Origin of the sequence: Paraburkholderia sp. BR10937 (assembly GCF_040965695.1) — a bacterium.
Taxonomy (GTDB): domain Bacteria; phylum Pseudomonadota; class Gammaproteobacteria; order Burkholderiales; family Burkholderiaceae; genus Paraburkholderia.
In genome coordinates, this window is the sequence record NZ_JBFRCL010000078.1 from 1 (window position 1) to 20,471 (window position 20,471).

Below are 20,471 nucleotides of genomic sequence, written 5' to 3' on the forward strand. Positions count from 1 at the left end.
CAATACCTGTTACTGTTTTCGGTCTCTCTCGAGACCGGTCGCTCACTCAAAGCTGACAGGTTTCAGAATAAATTCAAAAACCTGACTTACTTTAGTGTGAGACTCTTGATACTTTTGCTGCTCCCGGCCATTCCGGAGAATGACCGGGTCGCCACCGCATCAAGCGCCCACACTTATCGGCTGTAAATTTTTAAAGATCGATCGCGAAAGCGCCGTTAAACCATCGAACTACCCGGCGCTTCCTGCGTTGCTGCGTCAGCAGCAGAGAAACGAGATTATGAAGAATCCTTTCCGCTTCGTCAACCCCTTTTTTTCGCTCACCGCTTAAAAAAGCTGCCGACTCCTGCGCCCGCCGGTTTCCGCGGCGGCCCTCGCTGCCCTGACGTCAGAGACATCGAACTGCGAAGGGGGCGAATCTTAGCGCCCCCGCCGGCGCTGTGCAAGGGGGTGGCGGGAAATAATTTCGATCGCCGTTCCCGGCGATCGAATTTCCCAGCCAATTACTTGTTCTTGAACACGGGCTTGCGCTTCTCAACGAACGCCGCCATCCCTTCCTTTTGATCTTCCGATGCGAAGAGCGAATGGAACAGCCGGCGCTCGAAGTGCACGCCTTCAGCAAGCGTCGTCTCGTAGGCGCGGTTCACCGACTCCTTCGCCATCATCACGGCGGGCAAGGAGAATTCGCAGATGGTCGCCGCCGCCGCCAGCGTTTCGTTCAGTAGTTCTGCCGCGGGAATCACTCGCGACACGAGCCCGGCGCGCTCCGCCTCCTCCGCACCCATCATCCGCGCAGTCAGGCACAGGTCCATCGCCTTCGCTTTCGATACCGCGCGCGGCAGACGCTGCGTACCGCCCGCACCCGGAATCACGCCCAGCTTGATCTCGGGCTGGCCGAACTTCGCCGTATCGGCGGCGAAGATCATGTCGCACATCATGGCCAGCTCGCAGCCACCGCCGAGCGCGAAGCCCGCGACCGCCGCGATGATCGGCTTGCGAATCGAGCGGATCGTTTCCCAATTGCGCGTGATGTAGTCGCCTTTGTAGACATCCATGAAGGTGTACCTCGCCATCATCCCGATGTCGGCGCCCGCGGCGAACGCCTTTTCGCTACCGGTGATGACGATCGCGCCAACGCCCTCATCGGCGTCGAACGCCTTGAGTGCCGCGCCCAGTTCGTCCATGAGCGCATCGTTTAGCGCGTTGAGCGCCTTCGGCCGGTTCAGCGTGATCAGTCCGACCTTGCCACGCGTCTCGACCAGGATGTTTTCGTACCCCATAACTCCTCCTTCCATCAAAAGAAAGTCCCCAAAAAAATTTTTTACGCCGAACTTTGACTAATGCTAACATTGGCCAACCAACCGGTCGGTCAATTAATTGGCACGGGCCCTGTCCAACCTCTCAATCAACGTTGAGCCATGACACATTCGCTGTTTGCCAAGCATGAGGGCGCGCTTCAAAAAGCGCTTGCCGCCATCGAGACCCGCGGCTACTGGAGCCCGTTCGCCGAAATGCCCAGCCCCAAAGTGTACGGGGAATCCGCTAGCGCAGATGGCGAAGCCGCGTTCAAGGCCCACCTGAATCGCGCCTTCGAACTCGACCAGCCGTCGACGGGCGAAACCGTCGGCAGCGAGGCCTCGCCGTTCGGCTTCGCGCTCGGCGCGCGCTATCCGAAGTCGACGCCCGACCAGTTGATCGGAGCCGCGCAGCAAGCCCAGCGCGACTGGCGCGCCGCCGGCCCGCAGGCGTGGGCAGGCGTGAGCCTCGAGATCCTCGAGCGCCTGAATCGCGCGAGCTTCGAGATCGCCTTCAGCGTGATGCACACGACCGGCCAGGCGTTCATGATGGCCTTCCAGGCCGGCGGCCCGCACGCGCAGGACCGCGCGCTCGAAGCCGTCACCTACGCATACGACCAGCTGCGCCGCATTCCCGCCGACGCGCACTGGGAAAAGCCGCAGGGCAAGAACCCGCCCCTCGCGATGCAAAAGCGCTTCACCATCGTGCCGCGCGGCACCGGCCTCGTGCTCGGCTGCTGCACGTTCCCGACCTGGAATGGCTACCCCGGCCTTTTCGCCGATCTGGCGACGGGCAATACGGTCATCGTCAAGCCGCACCCGGGCGCGATCCTGCCGCTCGCGATCACCGTACGCATTGCGCGTGAGGTGTTGCGCGAAGCGGGCTTCGATCCGAACGTCGTGACGTTGCTCGCCACCGACCCCAACGACGGCGCGCTCGTGCAGCAACTCGCACTGCGCCCCGAGATCAAGCTGATCGACTTCACAGGCAGCACGCAAAACGGCGACTGGCTCGAGCGCAATGCGCATCAGGCGCAGGTCTACACGGAAAAGGCCGGCGTGAACCAGATCGTGATCGACTCCGCGGACGACCTGAAGGCCGTCGCCCGTAACATCGCGTTCTCGCTCTCCCTTTACTCGGGCCAGATGTGCACGGCCCCGCAGAACATCTATGTGCCGCGCGACGGCATCCGAACAGCTGAAGGCCAGGTGAGTTTCGAGGCTGTCGCCCAGGCGATTGCCGGCGCCGTGCAGAAGTTCGTCGCCGATCCGGCGCGCGCCGTCGAAGTGCTCGGCGCGATCCAGAACGAAGGCGTGACGGCTCGCGTCGACGAAGCCCGCAAGCTCGGCACCGTGCTCGCCGACAGCCAGACGCTCGAACACCCGCAGTTCGCCGACGCACGCGTGCACACACCGCTCGTGCTTTCGCTCGACGCAGCCCGCGACGCCGCCCAGTTCACGCGCGAATGGTTCGGCCCGATCTCGTTCGTGATCGCCACGGATTCGACTGCGCAATCGCTCAAGCTGGCCGGCGAGACCGCGCGCGACCACGGCGCGCTCACGCTTTCCGTCTACAGCACGGACGACGCCGTGATCGAAGCCGCGCACGAAGCCGCCATCACCGGCGGCGTGGCGCTCTCGATCAACCTCACGGGCGGCGTGTTCGTGAACCAGTCGGCTGCATTCTCGGACTTCCACGGCACCGGCGCGAACCCCGCGGCGAACGCCGCGCTCGCCGACGCCGCTTTCGTGGCGAACCGCTTCCGCGTGGTTCAGAGCCGCGTTCACGTCGAACCGAAAGCGGCCCCCGCCGTCGCCACCTGATCGGCCCACGCCGCTCAGCCGAATGGCGCCCGATTGCCCATCCCTCTAGCATGCAAGGCGTGAGCGCACTTCTGCGCTCGCGCCCCAGGAACCCGAGATGACCGAAGCCTATATCTGCGACGCGATTCGCACCCCGTTCGGCCGCTACGGCGGCGCCCTCAAGGACGTCCGCGCGGACGACCTCGCCGCGGTGCCGATCCGCGCGCTCGTCGAGCGCAATCCCGGCGTGGACTGGAGCGCGCTCGACGACGTGCTCTACGGCTGCGCCAACCAGGCCGGCGAAGACAACCGCAACGTCGCGCGCATGGCCGCGCTGCTCGCGGGCCTGCCGACCGACGCGCCGGGCGGCACGCTCAACCGCCTGTGCGGCTCGGGCCTCGACGCCGTCGGCAGCGCGGCGCGCGCGATCAAGGCAGGCGAAGCGCGCCTCATGATCGCGGGCGGCGTGGAAAGCATGACGCGCGCGCCGTTCGTCATGGGCAAGGCGACTTCGGCGTTTTCGCGTGAAGCGGCCATCTACGACACGACCATCGGCTGGCGTTTCGTCAACAAGCTGATGAAGCAGCAGTACGGTGTCGATTCGATGCCGGAAACCGCCGAAAACGTCGCGCAGGAATTCGGCATCAATCGGGCCGATCAGGACGCGTTCGCATTGCGCAGCCAGCAGAAAGCGGCCCGCGCGCAGAAGGACGGTACGCTCGCGCAGGAGATCGTCGCGGTCGAGATCGCGCAAAAGAAGGGTGACCCCGTACGCGTGACGCTCGACGAGCACCCGCGCGAGACTTCGCTCGAATCGCTCGGCAAGCTCAAGGGCGTCGTGAAGCCGGACGGCACGGTCACGGCGGGCAACGCCTCGGGCGTCAACGACGGCGCCTGCGCCCTGCTGCTCGCCAACGAGGAGGCCGCCAGGCAGTATGGCCTGCGTCGCCGCGCGCGCGTGCTGGGCATGGCGACCGCCGGCGTCGCACCGCGCATCATGGGCATCGGCCCGGCGCCCGCTACGCAAAAACTGCTCAAGCAGCTCGGCATGACGCTGGATCAGTTCGACGTGATCGAACTCAATGAGGCGTTCGCGTCGCAAGGCCTCGCCGTGCTGCGCGCACTCGGCATTGCCGACGACGATCCGCGCGTGAACCCGAATGGCGGCGCGATTGCGCTGGGCCACCCGCTCGGCGCTTCGGGCGCGCGCCTCGTCACGACGGCGCTCCATCAGCTCGAGCGCTCGAACAGACGCTTCGCACTTTGTACGATGTGCATCGGCGTCGGCCAGGGCATCGCCCTCGCGATCGAACGCGTCGAGGCATAGCGCGCGCAGTATCGACCGGCCGCCGGGCGATGCGTCCGGCGGTCTCAGGCAGCTTTGCATGGGACCAGAGTCAGCGCTGAAGCGCCAACTCTGGTCGACAAGGAGACAACCGATGCCCTACGATGCGATCCGCGTCGAAATCGACGCATCCACCCGCGTGGCCACGATCACGCTGAACCGCCCGGACAAGCTCAACAGCTTTACGCGCGCCATGCACCGCGAGCTTGTCGCCGCGCTCGACGAGGTCGCCGCAGCCGGCGCGCGCGCCCTTGTGCTGACGGGCGCGGGCCGCGGCTTCTGCGCGGGCCAGGATCTCGCCGATCTCGACTTCACGCCAGGTGCGATGACCGATCTCGGCGACCTCATCGATGAGCATTTCAATCCGCTGATCAAGCGCCTGCAGGCGCTGCCGATGCCCGTGATCGCCGCCGTCAACGGCACCGCGGCCGGCGCGGGCGCCAATCTCGCCCTCGCCTGCGACCTCGTGCTCGCCGCACGCTCGGCAAGCTTCATCCAGGCGTTCGTGAAGATCGGCCTCGTGCCCGATTCCGGCGGCACGTGGTTTCTGCCCAAACGCGTGGGCACGGCGCGCGCGCTCGGCCTCGCCATGACCGGCGAAAAGCTCAGCGCGGAAAAGGCGGAAAGCTGGGGCGTCGTCTGGCAAGTGACCGACGACGCGGAGCTCGCGCAAACGGCCGGCGCGCTCGCCGCACGCCTCGCGCAGCAACCCACGCGCGCCATCGTCGCCACGCGCGAGGCGCTGCGCGCATCGGCCACGAACACGCTCGACCAGCAACTCGATCTCGAACGCGACCTGCAGCGCGAACTCGGCGCGTCGCACGACTACGCAGAAGGCGTGCAAGCCTTCATCGAAAAACGCGCACCGCACTTCGAGGGCCGCTGAGATGTCCACGCAAGTCTCGCAACTGCCAGAGGACGACAGCCTGTCGCCCGACGAACTCGCTCGCGCCGCCGCGCAGGCGATGTACGAAGCCGACGGCTGCACGCGCGCGCTAGGCATGGAGCTCCTCGAAGTGCGCGCCGGCTACGCGCGCCTCTCCATGGCCGTGCGGCCCGAGTTCCTCAACGGCCATCAGACCTGCCACGGCGGGATGATTTTCTCGCTCGCGGATTCGGCGTTCGCCTTCGCGTGCAACTCATACAACATCAACACCGTCGCGGCCGGCTGCTCGATCGAGTTCCTGCGTCCGGTCCTGCGCGACGAGGTGTTGACCGCCGAAGCCGTCGAACAGGTGCTATCGGGACGCAACGGGGTCTACGACATCCGCGTGACGAACCAGGCAGGCGAAACCGTCGCGCTTTTCCGAGGCAAGTCCGCGCAGATTCGCGGCAATGTCATTCCAGTCGCAACGTGAAGCGGGTTTCCCCCCTCTCGATTCCCTACGCGTCACGAGTAAAGTTCTTAAGATCCAGGAGACACCCATGAGTACCACGCTGCCGCTCGAACCCATCGAAAAGGCGAGCCGCGACGAGCTTGCTGCGCTGCAACTCGAGCGCCTGAAATGGTCGCTGAACCACGCTTACGAGAATTCGCCGGTCTATCGCCGCAAATTCGACGAAGCCGGCGTGCATCCGTCCCAGGTGCAGTCGCTCGCCGATCTCGCGCGCTTCCCGTTCACCACGAAAAAGGATCTGCGCGACAACTATCCCTTCGGCATGTTCGCCGTGCCGCAAGACCAGATTTCGCGCATCCATGCGTCGTCGGGCACGACGGGCAAGCCGACCGTGGTGGCCTACACGGCGCGCGACATCGACACCTGGGCGAACCTCGTCGCGCGTTCGGTGCGCGCAGCGGGCGCCAGGCGCGGCGACAAGGTGCACATCAGCTACGGCTACGGACTCTTTACGGGCGGCCTTGGCGCGCACTACGGCGCGGAACGTGCGGGTCTCACCGTCATTCCGTTCGGCGGCGGCCAGACCGAGAAGCAGGTTCAGCTGATCCAGGACTTCCGTCCCGACATCATCATGGTCACGCCGAGCTACATGCTTGCCATCGCCGACGAAATGGAGCGTCAGGGCATCGATCCGGCCACCTGTTCGCTGCGCATCGGCATCTTCGGCGCGGAGCCGTGGACCAACGATATGCGCCGGGCCATCGAGCAGCGCATGGGCATCACGGCCGTCGACATTTACGGTCTTTCGGAGGTGATGGGCCCGGGCGTCGCCTCGGAATGCGCGGAGACGAAAGACGGCCCGACGATCTGGGAAGATCACTTCTACCCCGAGATCATCGACCCCGAAACCGGCGAAGTGCTGCCCGACGGCGAACTGGGCGAACTCGTCTTCACCTCGCTCACGAAGGAAGCGCTGCCCATCGTCCGTTACCGCACGCGCGACCTCACGCGTCTGTTGCCCGGTACGGCGCGCACGATGCGCCGCATGGAAAAGATCACGGGCCGCTCGGACGACATGTTGATCATCCGCGGCGTGAACGTGTTCCCCACGCAGATCGAGGAACTGCTGCTCAAGCAGCCGGCGCTCGCACCGCACTATCAGATCGTCCTGACGAAGGAAGGTCCGATGGACGTGATGTCGCTCAACTGCGAACCGTGCCCGGAAACCGCGCCCGACTACGGCGCGCTCGACGCGGCCAGCAAGGCGCTCGCTTACGACATCAAGGCGCTGATCGGCGTCACGTGCAAGGTGAACGTGCTGGAAGTGAACGGCATCGAACGCTCGGTCGGCAAGGCCCGGCGAGTCATCGACAAGCGGCCGAAGTAAGCGCGGCTCGCAACGCGCAGTAAAAGAAAAAGCCGGCAATCGCCGGCTTTTTCGCTACACGTAGGCAGCGCAAGCGCCACCGCGATCACGAGTTCGGGAACAGGAGCCACATGCGGCCGCCCTGCTTCATCTTGCCGGCGAGATCGCCGGCGTCGTCGCCCAAGCCCCAGAAGTAGTCGGCGCGCACGCCGCCCTTGATTGCCGTGCCCGTGTCCTGCGCGAACACGAGCCGGTTGAGCGGCGTATTCGTGAGCGGGCGCGTGGTCTGGAGAAACACCGGCGTGCCAAGCGGAATCGACGACGGATCGACGGCGATCGAGCGTTCCGGCGTGAGCGGCACGCCGAGCGCACCGATCGGACCGTCCGCGCCGCCCTGCGCGTCGCCCTCGGAGCCGCCCATCTCGCGGAAGAACACGAAGCGCGGATTGGTGTCGAGAAGCGCGTCCACGCGCGTCGGGTTCGCGCGTGCCCATGCCTTGATGCCCTGCATGGTCGCCTGCGCGGGCGTGAGTTCGCCGTGGTCGAGCAGCCAGCGCCCGATCGACTTGTACGGCTGGTTGTTGGTGCCCCCGAAGCCCACGCGCATCACGCTGCCGTCTTCCATCACGACGCGCCCCGAGCCCTGCACCTGCAGGAAGAACGCTTCGATCGGATCGTCCACCCAGACGAGTTCGTTGCCGCCCAGCACGCCAGAACGTTCGAGCTGCGCGCGCGGCGGCATCGCGGCGCCCGGACGATAGCCGGACGGCCAGCGATACAGCGCGGTCTGGTAGATGCCGTGACGCGTGCGCGAGCCGTGCAGCAGCGGCTCGTAGTAGCCGGTCACGAGGCCGTCGAGCGTGCCGTCGTTGTTGGCGAACTGATAGGGAGTGAAATACGTTTCGAAGAATGCACGTGCGCTCGAGGCGTCCAGGTCATCGAGCTGCGAGGCCGCAGTGCACGCGCGCTGCCAGCGAGGATCGCGCGCGAGGCGCGTGCAGTTCGCACGCAGCGCCGCGGTCACGCCGATCAGCGAGTCGTCCTGCCAGCCCGGCACCTGCTGCCAGGCGACCGCCGTGAGACGTTGCGCGGCGAGCTGCGAGGGCAGCGTGGGCGTGCCTTTGGGCGGCACGTTGTGCACGTAGCTCGGGCCGCCGCATGCGGCAAGCAAAGCCGCCAGCGAAGCCGCGCCCAACCAGCCGCCTAACCGCAGACCCAGGCGGCTCCCCCCACGCCGAAGCGCCGACCCGACGCAATATCGCACCTGTGTGAATCCCGGCATCACCGGGACATCGAGACCGGAATCGACGTCAAAATCACGCCTACAATACTGGCTCTCGATGGATGCCGCCATGTCAGAACTGCTCGACGAATACCCGATGCTCATGTTTGGTCTGGAAGCGCTCCTTGCGCTGTTCCTGCTGATTTTCATCGTTGTGTGGACCGCGTCGGGCAGGAAGAAGCAAGCCTCGCGCGACGATCGGCGTCAGGACTAGCAGACCCCGATTTCTCGCGGCGGTTCAATGCAGCGTGCGCGGCATGCGCAGCACGAACTCGGGCACGGGCGCCTCGAAGCGCTCGGCGTCCTCAGCGACGCAGAAGTACTCCCCGCGCATGGTGCCCACCGGGGTCGCGATCACGGCCCAGCTCGTGTACTCGAACTGCTCGCCCGGCTTCAGGAGCGGTTGATGGCCGACCACGCCCAGCCCCTTCACTTCCTGCACGTGATTTTCGCTGTCGGTGATCACCCAGTGGCGCGCGATCAGCTGGGCGCTCACCTGACCGGTATTGCGAATGGTCAGCGTGTACGCGAAGGCATATTGCCGGCGCTCCGGGTCCGATTCTTCGGGCAGGTAGCGCACCTGCGACGTCACGCTGAATTCGTACTGGCTCATCCCTGTTCCATTCGCTTAGGCGCGGCTGCTGAGTCCGTTGACTGAGACGCCCGCGCGGCAAGGCGCTCGCGGGCGCGCCGCGAGGCGCGGCACATGGTTTGGCATTCTGCTTGATGCAACGGGCACCCGCAACCCGGCGCGGCCCGCGGCGGCCGCCGCGAAAGGCTCTCCTACTGACGGTAAAATACGGTTTTTCCGACAGTTTTCCGATTGCCGCCATGACGCAATTCCGCATCGCCCCCAGCATTCTCTCCGCCGACTTCGCGCGTCTTGGCGAAGAGGTCCGCAACGTCGTCGCTGCCGGCGCCGACTGGATCCACTTCGACGTGATGGATAACCATTACGTGCCGAACCTCACCATCGGCCCGCTGGTGTGCGAGGCGATCCGCCCGCACGTGAGCGTGCCCATCGACGTGCATCTGATGGTGCGCCCGGTCGACCGCATCGTGCCCGACTTCGCCAAGGCCGGCGCGAACCTCATCAGCTTCCACCCGGAAGGCTCGGACCATATCGACCGCACGCTCTCGCTGATCCGCGACCACGGCTGCAAGGCGGGCCTCGTGTTCAATCCGGCTACGCCGCTGAACTACCTCGACCACGTGATGGACAAGCTCGATCTCGTGCTGATCATGTCGGTGAATCCGGGCTTCGGCGGCCAGTCGTTCATTCCCGAGGCGCTCAACAAGCTGCGCGAGGCGCGTGCGAAGATCGACGCCTACACGGCCCGCACCGGCCGCGAAATCCACCTCGAAGTGGACGGCGGCGTGAAGGTCGACAACATCGCCGAAATCGCGGCAGCTGGCGCGGACACCTTCGTGGCGGGTTCGGCGATCTTCGGCAAGCCCGACTACAAGACCGTGATCGACGAGATGCGCGCGCAGCTCGCCAGCGTCGCCAACACCGCGAACGCAAAATGAACGCCCCCATCCAGTTCACCGCGCCGCGCATCGAAGCGGCGCTGATCGACCTCGACGGCACGATGGTCGACACCGCCGACGACTTCGCCGCCGGCCTGAATGGCATGCTCGCGCAGCTCGACGCCGAGGAAACCACGCGCGAGGAAGTGATGGGCTACGTGGGCAAGGGCTCGGAGCACCTGATCCTCAGCGTGCTCGCACCGCGCTTTGCCGCGGACAACGTCGAGGCGCGCTTCGACGAAGCGCTGGCGCTCTACCAGGATGAGTACGCGAAGATCAACGGCCGCCACACGCATCTGTACCCGGACGTCGAGGCGGGCCTCGCCGCGCTGCGCGACCAGGGCGTCAAGCTCGCGTGCGTGACCAACAAGCCGCACCGCTTCGCCGTCGAGCTTTTGCAGCAATACGGCCTCGCGCAGTACTTCGAAGTGGTGCTCGGCGGCGACAGTCTCGCGAAGAAGAAGCCCGACCCGCTGCCGATGCTCACGGCCTGCGAGCGCCTGGGCGTCAAGCCCGCGGCGGCGGTGGCGATCGGCGATTCGGAGAACGATGCGATCGCGGGCCGCGCGGCCGGCATGGCCACCCTCACGGTGCCCTACGGCTACAACCACGGCCAACCTGTACAAAAAATTGAATCGGATGGTATAGTTGCCTCGCTGCTCGACGCCGCCAAGGTGGTCGCAGCACACAATGATCTGACTTAAGTTCTCAACTGAACGTCAACTATCCTCATGTTTCTGAATAAAAAACGGAGTCTGAGCACGATCGACCGGGGAGCCTGGCCCTGGCGTCGCTGGTCGCGCTAACCTCATCCGAGGTTCGCTGAAGTCTTTCTTCAGCACCGTTTTTTACTTCGCTGCGCACTCGCGCGTGTCTCGACTCTAAACTGTTGCGGTAACCCGTCGGCTGGTCTGGCCGTTGGCTTTCGTGGTCCTTGCGTGTCGTTTCGCCGTTCGCGGCGAGTTGCGCAAGGCGCGAGCGGCTACGCCTCACCTTCCGTCGATGTACCGCACGCCGGCCCGGCAAGCGCCGCCTCATCAGCGCGATCCTGGGCCGCACGAGCGAGCGCCAGCGGCCATCAAGCACTCAAAAACAAACGCCTCGCGCTCACCGCGCGCCCCGTTTTGAGCCGCACTGGGCCCGCACCTGCCGCGACCGGCAGCACGAACAGGATCGGAACATGACCGAACTCGAATTTCAGTCCCTCGCCAACGAGGGCTACAACCGCATCCCGCTGATCGCCGAAGCGCTCGCCGATCTCGAAACGCCGCTCTCGCTGTATCTGAAGCTCGCGCAGCCCGAGCGCGGCGGCGCCAATTCTTTCCTGCTGGAGTCCGTGGTGGGCGGCGAGCGCTTCGGGCGCTACTCGTTCATCGGCCTGCCGGCGCGCTCGCTGATCCGCACGCGCAACGGCATTTCGGAGGTCGTGCGCGACGGCCAGGTGATCGAGACGCATAACGAAGATCCGCTCGAATTCATCGCAAAGTACCAGGCGCGCTTCAAGGTCGCGCAGCGTCCGGGTCTACCGCGCTTCTGCGGCGGTCTCGCGGGCTACTTCGGCTACGACGCGGTGCGCTACATCGAGAAGAAGCTCGCCGATACCTGCCCGACCGACGACCTCGGCCTGCCCGACATCCAGCTGCTGCTGACCGAAGAAGTCGCGGTCATCGACAATCTCGCGGGCAAGCTCTATCTCATCGTCTACGCCGATCCGCAAACGCCCGAGGCCTACACGAAGGCGAAGCACCGCTTGCGCGAACTCAAGCAGCGCCTGCGCACCACGGTGCAGCCGCCGGTGACTTCGGCGAGCGTGCGCACCGAAACGTTCCGCGAGTTCAAGAAAGACGATTACCTCGCCGCCGTGCGCAAGGCGAAGGAATACATCGCCGCGGGCGAGCTGATGCAGGTGCAAGTGGGCCAGCGCCTCACCAAGCCGTATCGCGACAATCCGCTGTCGCTGTACCGTGCGCTGCGCTCGCTCAACCCGTCGCCGTACATGTACTACTACAACTTCGGCGAATTCCACGTGGTGGGCGCGTCGCCGGAAATTCTCGTGCGCCAGGAAAAGCGCGGCGAGGACCGCATCGTGACGATCCGTCCGCTCGCGGGCACGCGGCCGCGCGGCAACACGCCCGAGCGCGACGCCGAACTCGCGACTGAACTGCTCAACGACCCGAAGGAGATCGCCGAGCACGTCATGCTGATCGACCTCGCGCGCAACGACGTGGGCCGTATCGCCGAGATCGGTTCGGTGGCCGTCACCGACAAGATGATCATCGAGAAGTACTCGCACGTGCAGCACATCGTGAGTTCGGTGGAAGGCAAGCTCAAACCCGGCATGAACAATTTCGACGTCCTGCGCGCCACGTTCCCGGCCGGCACGCTCTCGGGCGCGCCGAAGGTTCGCGCGATGGAATTGATCGACGAACTGGAGCCGGTGAAGCGCGGGCTCTACGGCGGCGCGGTCGGCTATCTCTCGTTCAACGGCGAGATGGACCTGGCCATCGCGATCCGCACCGGCCTCATCCACAACGGCAATCTGTATGTGCAGGCCGCCGCGGGCGTGGTTGCCGATTCGGTGCCCGAGTCCGAATGGCAGGAAACCGAGAACAAGGCGCGCGCCGTGCTGCGCGCCGCCGAGCAGGTGCAGGACGGCCTCGACAGCGACTTCTGAGCGGAGAAAAGACCATGTTGCTCATGATCGACAACTACGATTCGTTTACCTACAACATCGTCCAGTACTTCGGCGAGCTCGGCGAAGACGTTCACACGTACCGCAACGACGAAATTACCATCGACGAAATCGCGAAGCTCAACCCCGCGCGCATTTGCCTCTCGCCCGGGCCGAGCAACCCGCAGCACGCGGGCATCACGCTCGACGTGCTGCGCGAATTCGCAGGCAAGACGCCGATTCTCGGTGTGTGTCTCGGCCATCAGGCGATTGGCGAAGCGTTCGGCGGGCGCGTCGTGCGCGCGAAGACCATCATGCACGGCAAGGTGAGCCAGATCGAAACCGACTGCAAAGGCGTGTTCGCCGACCTGCCGAAGCACTTCAACGTCACGCGTTATCACTCGCTCGCCATCGAGCGCGAGTCGCTGCCCGACTGCCTCGAAGTGTCGGCCTGGACCGACGACGGCGAGATCATGGGCGTGCGTCACCGCGAGCTTGCGGTGGAAGGCGTGCAGTTCCATCCGGAATCGATCCTCTCGGAGCACGGCCATGCCCTCTTCGAGAATTTCCTGAAGCAAACCAAGAGCGCTTGACCCGGAGGCGACCATCATGATTACCCCGCAGGAAGCGCTCCAGCGCACGATCGAGCATCGCGAGATTTTTCACGACGAAATGCTCCACCTCATGCGCCTCATCATGCGCGGCGAGCTTTCGCCCGTGCTGTCGGCCGCCATCATCACCGGCCTGCGCGTGAAGAAGGAAACCATCGGCGAGATCACCGCTGCCGCAACGGTGATGCGCGAGTTCGCGAATCACGTCGAGGTGAAGGACAACTCGAACTTCATCGACATCGTCGGCACCGGCGGCGACGGCTCGCACACGTTCAATATCTCCACGGCTTCGATGTTCGTGGTCGCGGCTGCCGGCGCGAAGGTCGCGAAGCACGGCAACCGGGGCGTCTCCAGCAAGTCGGGCAGCGCGGACGTGCTCGAAGCGCTCGGCGTGAACATCGATTTGCAACCGGACCAGGTGGCCGCCTCGATCGCCGAAACGGGCATGGGCTTCATGTTCGCGCCCAACCACCATCCCGCGATGAAGAACATCGCCGCTGTGCGCCGCGAACTCGGCGTGCGCACGATCTTCAACATCCTCGGGCCGCTCACGAATCCGGCCGGCGCGCCCAATCAGCTGATGGGCGTGTTTCATCCGGACCTCGTCGGCATTCAGGTGCGCGTGATGGAGCGACTTGGCGCAAAACACGTGTGCGTCGTCTACGGCAAGGACGGCATGGACGAAGTCTCGCTCGGTGCGGCCACGCTCGTCGGCGAACTGAAGGACGGCCAGATTCGCGAGTACGAGATCCACCCCGAAGACTTCGGCATGCAGATGGTCTCGAACCGTTCGCTCAAGGTCGAAAACGCCGACGAGTCGAAGACGATGCTGCTCGGCGCGCTCTCGAACGAGACGGGCACCGCGCGCGAAATCGTCGCGCTGAACGCGGGCACGGCGCTCTATTCGGCGAACGTCGCGGACTCGATCGCGGAAGGCATCGCGCTTGCGCGCGAGACGCTCGCCAGCGGCCGCGCGCGCGCCAAAGTCGACGAACTGGTACGCTTCACGCAACAGTTCAAACGCTGATCCAGCACCGTTTTTTGCCTCCGAACATCATGAGTGACATCCTCGAAAAGATCATCGCGGTCAAGCGCGAAGAAGTGCGCGCCGCCGAGCAGAGCGCCCCGCTCGAAGAATTGCGTCTGCAGGCGGGCACGCGCGACCTGCGCGATTTCGTCGGCGCCTTGCGCGCGAAGCACGACAACGGCCAGGCCGCCGTGATCGCCGAAGTAAAGAAGGCCAGTCCGTCGAAGGGCGTGCTGCGCGAAAACTTTCAGCCCGCCGAAATCGCGCGCTCGTACGCCGAGGGCGGCGCGGCCTGCCTCTCCGTGCTGACCGACGCGCAGTTCTTCCAAGGCAGCGCCGCGTACCTCGAAGCCGCGCGCGCGGCGTGCAGCCTGCCGGTGCTGCGCAAGGACTTCATCGTCGATCCGTATCAGGTCGTCGAAGCCCGCGCGATGGGCGCCGACGCGATCCTGCTGATCGCCGCCGCGCTCCAGCCAGGTGAAATGCGCGATCTCGAAGCGCTCGCGCATTCGCTCGGTCTCGCGGTGCTCGTCGAAGTGCACGACCGCGCAGAACTCACGCACGCGCTCACGCTGAAGACGCCGCTCATCGGCATCAACAATCGCAATCTGCGCACGTTCGAAACGACGCTGGACACGACCATCGGCATGCTCGACGACGTGCCCGAAGACCGCATCGTCGTGACCGAGTCGGGCATCCTCTCGCGTGCCGATGTCGAGAAGATGCGCGCGCTTTCCGTGCACACGTTCCTCGTGGGCGAGGCGTTCATGCGCGCCGAGCAACCGGGCGCGGAACTCGCCCGCATGTTCTTCTGATCGCGCGGCGCCATGGGTATCGAACGCGAAATCAAGCTCGCGCTGCCGCGCGACCAGGTGGACGCGGCGCGGCGTCTCTTCGAGACGCGCGCCGGCAAGCCGGGTCGCGCCATCCGGCTCGAAAACATCTACTTCGACACGCCGGCGCTTGCGCTCGCGCGCGCAAAGAGTGCACTGCGCCTGCGCCGCGCGCCCGAAGGCTGGCTGCAGACGTTCAAGACTGTGGGTGTGGCGCAAAACGGGCTGCACGCGCGGCACGAATGGGAAATGCCGGTGGCGGGCGAAGCGCTCGAAATCGACCGGCTGCTACACGAGTGCGATGAAGCCGGTGTTTCGACGGCGCTCTCGGAGGCCGCTGCGAACCTGATCCCGCTCTTTCGCACCGACTTCCAGCGCACGCTATGGACGCTCGAAGTCCATGGCGCGCAAGTGGAAGCGGCGATCGATCAGGGCGAAGTCATCGCGGATGTGAACGGCGAAACGCGGCGCGCACCGATCTGCGAACTCGAACTCGAACTGAAGTCGGGCGACGAAGCGGCATTGCACACGCTCGCGGGGGAACTCGCGCAGGCGCTGCCAGGCCTCGCGCCGGACGACATCAGCAAGGCCCAGCGCGGATACAAGCTGCGCGAAGGCTGAGGACGACGCGGCGCGGCTTCGGCGCGCCGCGCGAACGCACCCACTCGCTCGAGGAAAGCGCGAAAAAAGACGCTGTTAGTTGCAACATCAGCACCGATGCTGCAAAAGGCCGCCCTGTCGCGCTCGCGCCGGATTGAATCGCCGCGCAATTGCTGCGACACTTGCCGCCCATGACCTCCACGAAACGCCCGCGCGTCGCGATGCCGGTGCAAGCCTCGCTGTTCGACGACTTTCTGTCCGACACGGCGCAAGGCACGCTCGACGAGCCGCCGCTGCCCGAAATCGACCCGCGCCAGATCACGATCTTCTCGCTGTTCGACGCCGACGAATTCCCGCCGCCCGAGCGCACGCACGCCGTTATGCCCGCCCCCACCATGCCCCACGAACCCGCCTTGCCGCAGGCCGCCATCGACACCACGCGCCTCGAAGACCAGTTCGACGCGCTGCCCGCCGCCTGGCGCGAGCTGCTCGCGCCGTTCATCGCGAGCGACGCCTACGCGCCGCTGTGCCGCTTCGTCGACGACGAGCGGGCGGCCGGCAAGACCGTCTATCCCGCCGACGTATTCCGCGCGCTGCGCTTGACCTCGCCCGACGACGTGAAGGTCGTGATCCTCGGCCAGGACCCGTACCACGGTGAAGATCGCGGCACGCCGCAGGCGCATGGCCTGGCGTTCTCGGTGCCGCCCTCGGTGCGCCCGCCGCCTTCACTGCGCAACATCTTCAAGGAGATCGCGGCGAGCCTCGGCATTCAGGCGCCGACGCACGGCTGTCTCGACGCCTGGGCGCGCCAGGGCGTGCTGCTGCTGAACACGGTGCTGACCGTCGAGCGCGCGAGCGCCGCGAGCCACGCGAAGCGCGGCTGGGAGCGCTGCACCGACACGTTGATCGAGCAACTCGCCGCGCGCCACGAGCACCTCGTGTTCATGCTGTGGGGCGCGCACGCGCAGAACAAGCGCGCGCTGCTCCCGGGTGCGCATTGCGTGCTCGAAGCGCCGCATCCGTCGCCGCTTTCCGCGCATCGCGGCTTTCTCGGCTGCGGGCATTTCGCGCAGGCCAACGACTATCTGCAGGCGCACGGCCGCCAGCCGATCGACTGGCGTTTGCCGGAGGAAGGCCTCGTGCTCGCCTGAGCCGCTTGAGCCTCGCGACGCGACGAGCAATGAAAAAACGCCACGAGATTGCTCTCGTGGCGTTTTTGTTTTTACCGCCGTCGATCGTGCTGCGCTTTACGCTGCAGCGATCGCCTCACGCGCGCCTGCGAGCGCGGCGCTTGCCGCGTCCGGGCCCATGTTCAGGCCTTCGGCGAAGATGAAGTTCACGTCGGTCATGCCGAGGAAGCCGAGGAACGACTTCAGGTACGGCGTCTGGCTGTCGTGCGCGGTGCCTTGATACTTGCCGCCGCGTGCCGAAACGACATGCACCTTCTTGCCGTTCACGAGGCCTTCAGGACCGTTCGCGGTGTAGCGGAACGTGATGCCGGCGCGCGCGATCCAGTCGAAGTACGTCTTGAGCTGCGACGAGACGCCGAAGTTGTACATCGGCGCACCGATCACGATGATGTCCGCTGCCTGCAGTTCCGCGATCAGCGCTTCACTGCGTGCGGCGATGGCCTGCTGCTCCGGCGTGCGCTGCTCGGCCGGCGTGAAGAACGCGCCGAGCACGGCGTCGTCGAGGTGCGGCAGCGGATCGGCTTGCAGGTTACGCGTGACGACTTGCGCGCCCGGATTCGATTGTTGCAGCCTGGCCGTCAATTCGTTGACGAGCAGCGTCGACTGGGCGCCTTGCGAACGGGCGGCGGAATTGATTTGCAGGATCGTGGTCATGGTGGCTCCTTCGGGTCTCAGTTGCGCAACGTTGCGCGAGTGAAGGCATTGTGTTTTTTTACCGCGCCCCGAAAAAGTAGTCCGCCGACGACGGATTGTTGCAGCGATAGAACAATCCCCGGCATGAAAAAACGGCGTGGGATCCGTTACCCCACGCCGCTTATGGTGCCCCGTGCCCCCGCGCGCCGCCCGGCGGCTTATGCCGCCAGCCAGCGCTCGCGCAATGCGCGCGCGGGCGTACGCTTGTCGGAGGCGGCGAGCTTGTAGCGCGCGACTTCGGGCGCATCGAGGGTCAGACGCGCGACACGAAGCTCATCGCGGCGGAACGCGTGGATGTCGACCTTCGTGCCCGGCTGGTAGCGCGAGAGCAGCGCATCGAGATTCGAGCCCGTCACGCGCAAGCCGTCGAGCGCAACGAGCGCGTCGCCGGCCGAGAGCCCCGCCTTCTGGGCCGCACCGCCTTCGTAGACCACGGCAAGCGTCGCCTCGGCGCCGCCGCGCAGCCGCGCGCCAAGCGACGGCTTCGCGCCGCGCTCGGGCTCCCCTTCGAGCGTCAGGCCGAACGGCTCGAACAGCGCCGCGAGCGGCAGGTCGCGCGTGCCGCGCACGGCGTCGCTGAAGAGCGCGCCCAACTCCACGCCCGTCGCCTCGGCAATCAGCGCCTCGACATCGTCCTCACCGACGCCCACCGGCTTCCCGCGATAGAAATCTCGCCCATGGCGCTGCCACAACAGGCGCATGACGTCGTCGAGCGATTTGCGGCCGTTCGTCTGCGCGCGAATCGAGAGATCGAACGACAGCGCCACGAGCGAGCCTTTGGTGTAGTAGCTCACGATCGCGTTCGACGCGTTCTCGTCCTGGCGGTAGTACTTCACCCACGCGTCGAACGAGCTTTCCGCGACGCTCTGCTTCAGCCGCCCCGCCCCGCGCAGCACGCCGGCGATCGTCTTGCCGAGCAGGCCGAAGTATTCGTCTGCGGAAATGAGCCCGCTGCGCACGAGCATGAGGTCGTCGTAGTACGACGTGAAGCCCTCGAACAGCCACAGCAGCGACGTATAGTCCTCGCGCGTGAGGTCGTACGGCACGAACGCCGCGGGCTTGATGCGCTTCACGTTCCACGTGTGGAAGTATTCGTGGCTGCACAAGCCGAGATAGGTGCGATAGCCGTCCGACGTCTCCGGCTTGCCCTTCACCGGCAGGTCGGTGCGATTGCAGATCAGCGCCGTCGATGCGCGATGCTCGAGGCCGCCGTAACCGTCGCTCACGGCTTGCGTCATGAACACGTAGCGCTCCATCGGGGCGCGCTTCGTGCGCGGCTCGAACAGCGCGATCTGCGCCTCGCAGATCTTCTTCAGGTCAGCGGCGATACGCTCGGTGTCGAGCGCGACCACGCGGCCCGCGATCACGATGTCGTGCGGCACGCCGTGCGCCTTGAAGCTCGCGAGCGTGAACTCGCCGAGCGTGACCGGATGATCGATCAGCTCGTCGTAGTTCGTGGCCGTGTACTCGCCGAAGCCGTAACGCTTGGTGCCGCGCGCTTCCGTGAGCGCCGTGGCCACGCGCCAGTGGCGATAGGCGTGCCCGTCCGGACGCTGAATATCGACCGCGTGCTGCGCCTCCTCATGGCCGAGCGCCGCGAGAAACACGCTCGTGCCGTTGAAGAAGCCCACCGTGTCGTCGAGATGCGCCGCGCGCACGGACAGGTCCCACGCGTAGACCTCGTAGCGCAGCGTGAGCGCGCCCTTCACGGGCGCGGCCTGCCACGAATGCTTGTCGGTCTTCGTCACGCGCACCTTGCGGCCCGCGTCGTTGAAGGCGCGCAGCGTGACGATGTTGCGCGCGAACTCGCGCACCATGTAACTGCCTGGAATCCACACGGGCAGCATGAAGCATTGACCGTCCGGCGCGGGGTCTTCCACGGTGAGCGTCACCTCGAACAGATGCGCGGCGGGATTCTTCGGGACGATGGTGTATCGGATCGGCTTCATCGGCGGGATCGGTGAGAGATTCGGTCAGCAGACGCTGCAGCGCAAATTCAGTATGCCCGGCAGACAAAAACGGACAAAAAGCTCCGGGCAAAAAAAGCACCGGCCGCGAAAGCGGCCGGCGGGTTCGGGCGTTGCTTCAGTGGGCGGCGCTCAGCGCCTTTTCGAGCCGGTCGCCGCTCACGGCACCGGGCAGCCGCGTACCATCGGCGAGGATCACGGTGGGCGTGCCGGTCACGTTCATCTTCTGGCCGAGCGCGAGATTGCTGTCGATGGCGGCTGTGTCGCACGTGCCGGCTGCCGTAGGCGCCTTGCGGTCGACCATCCACGATTCCCACGCCTTGCCGCGGTCGGCCGAGCACCAGATCTGCCTGGCCTTCGCCGTCGAGTCCGGCGAGAGCACCGGATACAGGAAGGTGTAGACCGTGACGTTGTCGATGGACCTGAGCGTGCTTTCGAGCTGATGGCAATACGGGCAGTTCGGGTCGGAAAACACGGCCATCTTGCGCTTGCCGTCGCCCTTCACGACCTTGACCGCGTTCTCGAGCGGCAGCTTCGAGAAATCGACCTTGTTGATTTCGTTCAGGCGCGCCTCGGTGAGATTGCGGTGCGCCTTGGTGTCGATGAGTTCGCCGTTGAGCACGTAGTCGCCGCTGGCGTCGCTGTAGACGATCTGCGTGCCGAGATTGATCTCGTAAAGGCCCGCCATGGGCGCCTTGGTGATGCCCTTGATGTCGCTGGCGTCGATGCCGAGCCGCGTCTGCAGCGCCGACTTGATCTTGTCGGTAGTCTGGTCGGCCTGGGCCGAACAGCCGAGCGCCGAGGTGGCTACCGCGATCACGAGCGCGGCAAATCGAATACGCGTTTGCATGGGATGCATTCCTGATTCAGGCGCGCCGCGCAGGGGCGACGCGCGCAGAGTTCCGTTGAATGGCCGGAGCGGTA

At 65.5% G+C, this 20,471-nt stretch carries 21 protein-coding genes; 15 read left to right on the forward strand and 6 right to left on the reverse strand.

The genetic code is table 11. The features are described from left to right. Positions 1 to 186, forward strand: a 186-nt coding sequence (locus tag AB4Y44_RS38085) for a hypothetical protein (RefSeq protein WP_368702392.1), incomplete at its 5' end; no start/stop codon positions are given. A gap of 314 nt (positions 187 to 500) precedes the next feature. Here AB4Y44_RS38085 and AB4Y44_RS38090 read toward each other — a convergent pair. Further along, positions 501 to 1,277, reverse strand: coding sequence for an enoyl-CoA hydratase (locus tag AB4Y44_RS38090; RefSeq protein ID WP_368702393.1), 777 nt, complete (start codon positions 1,275 to 1,277; stop codon positions 501 to 503). A gap of 138 nt (positions 1,278 to 1,415) precedes the next feature. Between AB4Y44_RS38090 and paaN the strand changes: the two genes are divergently transcribed. The 5 genes from paaN to paaK all read left to right on the forward strand — a co-directional run bounded on the left by paaN (position 1,416) and on the right by paaK (position 7,164). Beyond that, positions 1,416 to 3,116 (forward strand): phenylacetic acid degradation protein PaaN, encoded by a 1,701-nt coding sequence (gene paaN / locus AB4Y44_RS38095; RefSeq protein WP_368702394.1) that lies wholly within the window; start codon positions 1,416 to 1,418, stop codon positions 3,114 to 3,116. 97 nt (positions 3,117 to 3,213) lie between these two features. Beyond that, positions 3,214 to 4,422 (forward strand): 3-oxoadipyl-CoA thiolase, encoded by a 1,209-nt coding sequence (pcaF, locus tag AB4Y44_RS38100; RefSeq protein WP_368702395.1) that lies wholly within the window; start codon positions 3,214 to 3,216, stop codon positions 4,420 to 4,422. 112 nt (positions 4,423 to 4,534) lie between these two features. Continuing rightward, positions 4,535 to 5,326 carry a 2-(1,2-epoxy-1,2-dihydrophenyl)acetyl-CoA isomerase PaaG gene (gene paaG / locus AB4Y44_RS38105; protein WP_342925155.1) on the forward strand — a complete coding sequence of 264 codons (792 nt, stop codon included), beginning with the start codon at positions 4,535 to 4,537 and terminating at the stop codon, positions 5,324 to 5,326. 1 nt (position 5,327) lies between these two features. Next, entirely contained in the window at positions 5,328 to 5,798 is a 471-nt protein-coding gene (paaI, locus tag AB4Y44_RS38110) for a hydroxyphenylacetyl-CoA thioesterase PaaI (RefSeq protein WP_368702396.1), read from the forward strand. Positions 5,799 to 5,865: 67 nt separating this feature from the next. Continuing rightward, positions 5,866 to 7,164, forward strand: a complete 1,299-nt coding sequence (paaK, locus tag AB4Y44_RS38115; RefSeq protein ID WP_368702397.1) for a phenylacetate--CoA ligase PaaK — start codon at positions 5,866 to 5,868, stop codon at positions 7,162 to 7,164. 85 nt (positions 7,165 to 7,249) lie between these two features. Here paaK and AB4Y44_RS38120 read toward each other — a convergent pair whose 3' ends face one another. Next, positions 7,250 to 8,530 carry a murein transglycosylase A gene (locus tag AB4Y44_RS38120; protein WP_368702398.1) on the reverse strand — a complete coding sequence of 427 codons (1,281 nt, stop codon included), beginning with the start codon at positions 8,528 to 8,530 and terminating at the stop codon, positions 7,250 to 7,252. On the opposite strand from AB4Y44_RS38120, the gene AB4Y44_RS38125 reads away from it, so the two are divergent. After that, positions 8,496 to 8,639 (forward strand): hypothetical protein, encoded by a 144-nt coding sequence (locus tag AB4Y44_RS38125; RefSeq protein ID WP_165822966.1) that lies wholly within the window; start codon positions 8,496 to 8,498, stop codon positions 8,637 to 8,639. The two genes, AB4Y44_RS38120 and AB4Y44_RS38125, sit on opposite strands and share 35 nt — an antisense overlap. A gap of 24 nt (positions 8,640 to 8,663) precedes the next feature. Here the strand turns inward: AB4Y44_RS38125 and apaG are convergent, their stop codons facing one another. Beyond that, positions 8,664 to 9,038 (reverse strand): Co2+/Mg2+ efflux protein ApaG, encoded by a 375-nt coding sequence (apaG, locus tag AB4Y44_RS38130; RefSeq protein WP_028208771.1) that lies wholly within the window; start codon positions 9,036 to 9,038, stop codon positions 8,664 to 8,666. A 218-nt stretch (positions 9,039 to 9,256) separates the two neighbouring features. Between apaG and rpe the strand changes: the two genes are divergently transcribed. The 8 genes from rpe to AB4Y44_RS38170 all read left to right on the forward strand — a co-directional run bounded on the left by rpe (position 9,257) and on the right by AB4Y44_RS38170 (position 16,848). Next, the gene (gene rpe / locus AB4Y44_RS38135; protein ID WP_342925159.1) at positions 9,257 to 9,955 is read left to right on the forward strand and encodes a ribulose-phosphate 3-epimerase; all 699 of its coding nucleotides are present in this window, start codon (positions 9,257 to 9,259) and stop codon (positions 9,953 to 9,955) included. After that, complete coding sequence (locus AB4Y44_RS38140; protein ID WP_368702399.1) at positions 9,952 to 10,659, forward strand: phosphoglycolate phosphatase; 708 nt, start codon at positions 9,952 to 9,954, stop codon at positions 10,657 to 10,659. Before rpe ends, AB4Y44_RS38140 begins: the two co-directional genes overlap by 4 nt. 476 nt (positions 10,660 to 11,135) lie before the next feature. Then, on the forward strand, positions 11,136 to 12,629 hold the full coding sequence (trpE, locus tag AB4Y44_RS38145; protein WP_342925161.1) for an anthranilate synthase component I: 1,494 nt from the start codon (positions 11,136 to 11,138) through the stop codon (positions 12,627 to 12,629). A 14-nt stretch (positions 12,630 to 12,643) separates the two neighbouring features. Then, a complete protein-coding gene (locus AB4Y44_RS38150; protein ID WP_069269170.1) occupies positions 12,644 to 13,219 on the forward strand; it encodes an aminodeoxychorismate/anthranilate synthase component II in 576 nt (191 codons plus the stop codon). A gap of 13 nt (positions 13,220 to 13,232) precedes the next feature. Then, positions 13,233 to 14,264: an anthranilate phosphoribosyltransferase gene (gene trpD / locus AB4Y44_RS38155; RefSeq protein WP_368702409.1), complete on the forward strand. Its 1,032-nt coding sequence runs from the start codon at positions 13,233 to 13,235 to the stop codon at positions 14,262 to 14,264. 29 nt (positions 14,265 to 14,293) lie between these two features. Continuing rightward, positions 14,294 to 15,079 carry an indole-3-glycerol phosphate synthase TrpC gene (trpC, locus tag AB4Y44_RS38160; RefSeq protein ID WP_368702400.1) on the forward strand — a complete coding sequence of 262 codons (786 nt, stop codon included), beginning with the start codon at positions 14,294 to 14,296 and terminating at the stop codon, positions 15,077 to 15,079. A 12-nt stretch (positions 15,080 to 15,091) separates the two neighbouring features. Next, a complete protein-coding gene (locus AB4Y44_RS38165; RefSeq protein ID WP_368702401.1) occupies positions 15,092 to 15,718 on the forward strand; it encodes a CYTH domain-containing protein in 627 nt (208 codons plus the stop codon). Between the two features lie 170 nt (positions 15,719 to 15,888). Next, positions 15,889 to 16,848 carry a uracil-DNA glycosylase gene (locus tag AB4Y44_RS38170; protein ID WP_342925165.1) on the forward strand — a complete coding sequence of 320 codons (960 nt, stop codon included), beginning with the start codon at positions 15,889 to 15,891 and terminating at the stop codon, positions 16,846 to 16,848. Between the two features lie 96 nt (positions 16,849 to 16,944). Here AB4Y44_RS38170 and AB4Y44_RS38175 read toward each other — a convergent pair whose 3' ends face one another. The 3 genes from AB4Y44_RS38175 to AB4Y44_RS38185 form a co-directional block, all read right to left on the reverse strand. Next, a complete protein-coding gene (locus tag AB4Y44_RS38175) occupies positions 16,945 to 17,541 on the reverse strand; it encodes an FMN-dependent NADH-azoreductase (RefSeq protein WP_069269174.1) in 597 nt (198 codons plus the stop codon). Positions 17,542 to 17,738: 197 nt separating this feature from the next. Next, complete coding sequence (locus AB4Y44_RS38180) at positions 17,739 to 19,529, reverse strand: M61 family metallopeptidase (RefSeq protein WP_368702402.1); 1,791 nt, start codon at positions 19,527 to 19,529, stop codon at positions 17,739 to 17,741. Between the two features lie 136 nt (positions 19,530 to 19,665). Beyond that, positions 19,666 to 20,397, reverse strand: a complete 732-nt coding sequence (locus AB4Y44_RS38185; protein ID WP_342925167.1) for a DsbC family protein — start codon at positions 20,395 to 20,397, stop codon at positions 19,666 to 19,668. Positions 20,398 to 20,471 lie beyond the last annotated feature (74 nt).

What these genes read in the sequence shown, in the direction of transcription:
- AB4Y44_RS38090 (WP_368702393.1), bottom strand. Translation starts at nt 1,277, where the DNA reads ATGGGGTACGAAAACATCCTGGTCGAGACGCGTGGCAAGGTCGGACTG.
- paaN (WP_368702394.1), top strand. Translation starts at nt 1,416, where the DNA reads ATGACACATTCGCTGTTTGCCAAGCATGAGGGCGCGCTTCAAAAAGCG.
- pcaF (WP_368702395.1), top strand. Translation starts at nt 3,214, where the DNA reads ATGACCGAAGCCTATATCTGCGACGCGATTCGCACCCCGTTCGGCCGC.
- paaG (WP_342925155.1), top strand. Translation starts at nt 4,535, where the DNA reads ATGCCCTACGATGCGATCCGCGTCGAAATCGACGCATCCACCCGCGTG.
- paaI (WP_368702396.1), top strand. Translation starts at nt 5,328, where the DNA reads ATGTCCACGCAAGTCTCGCAACTGCCAGAGGACGACAGCCTGTCGCCC.
- paaK (WP_368702397.1), top strand. Translation starts at nt 5,866, where the DNA reads ATGAGTACCACGCTGCCGCTCGAACCCATCGAAAAGGCGAGCCGCGAC.
- AB4Y44_RS38125 (WP_165822966.1), top strand. Translation starts at nt 8,496, where the DNA reads ATGTCAGAACTGCTCGACGAATACCCGATGCTCATGTTTGGTCTGGAA.
- AB4Y44_RS38120 (WP_368702398.1), bottom strand. Translation starts at nt 8,530, where the DNA reads ATGAGCATCGGGTATTCGTCGAGCAGTTCTGACATGGCGGCATCCATC.
- apaG (WP_028208771.1), bottom strand. Translation starts at nt 9,038, where the DNA reads ATGAGCCAGTACGAATTCAGCGTGACGTCGCAGGTGCGCTACCTGCCC.
- rpe (WP_342925159.1), top strand. Translation starts at nt 9,257, where the DNA reads ATGACGCAATTCCGCATCGCCCCCAGCATTCTCTCCGCCGACTTCGCG.
- AB4Y44_RS38140 (WP_368702399.1), top strand. Translation starts at nt 9,952, where the DNA reads ATGAACGCCCCCATCCAGTTCACCGCGCCGCGCATCGAAGCGGCGCTG.
- trpE (WP_342925161.1), top strand. Translation starts at nt 11,136, where the DNA reads ATGACCGAACTCGAATTTCAGTCCCTCGCCAACGAGGGCTACAACCGC.
- AB4Y44_RS38150 (WP_069269170.1), top strand. Translation starts at nt 12,644, where the DNA reads ATGTTGCTCATGATCGACAACTACGATTCGTTTACCTACAACATCGTC.
- trpC (WP_368702400.1), top strand. Translation starts at nt 14,294, where the DNA reads ATGAGTGACATCCTCGAAAAGATCATCGCGGTCAAGCGCGAAGAAGTG.
- AB4Y44_RS38165 (WP_368702401.1), top strand. Translation starts at nt 15,092, where the DNA reads ATGGGTATCGAACGCGAAATCAAGCTCGCGCTGCCGCGCGACCAGGTG.
- AB4Y44_RS38170 (WP_342925165.1), top strand. Translation starts at nt 15,889, where the DNA reads ATGACCTCCACGAAACGCCCGCGCGTCGCGATGCCGGTGCAAGCCTCG.
- AB4Y44_RS38175 (WP_069269174.1), bottom strand. Translation starts at nt 17,541, where the DNA reads ATGACCACGATCCTGCAAATCAATTCCGCCGCCCGTTCGCAAGGCGCC.
- AB4Y44_RS38180 (WP_368702402.1), bottom strand. Translation starts at nt 19,529, where the DNA reads ATGAAGCCGATCCGATACACCATCGTCCCGAAGAATCCCGCCGCGCAT.
- AB4Y44_RS38185 (WP_342925167.1), bottom strand. Translation starts at nt 20,397, where the DNA reads ATGCAAACGCGTATTCGATTTGCCGCGCTCGTGATCGCGGTAGCCACC.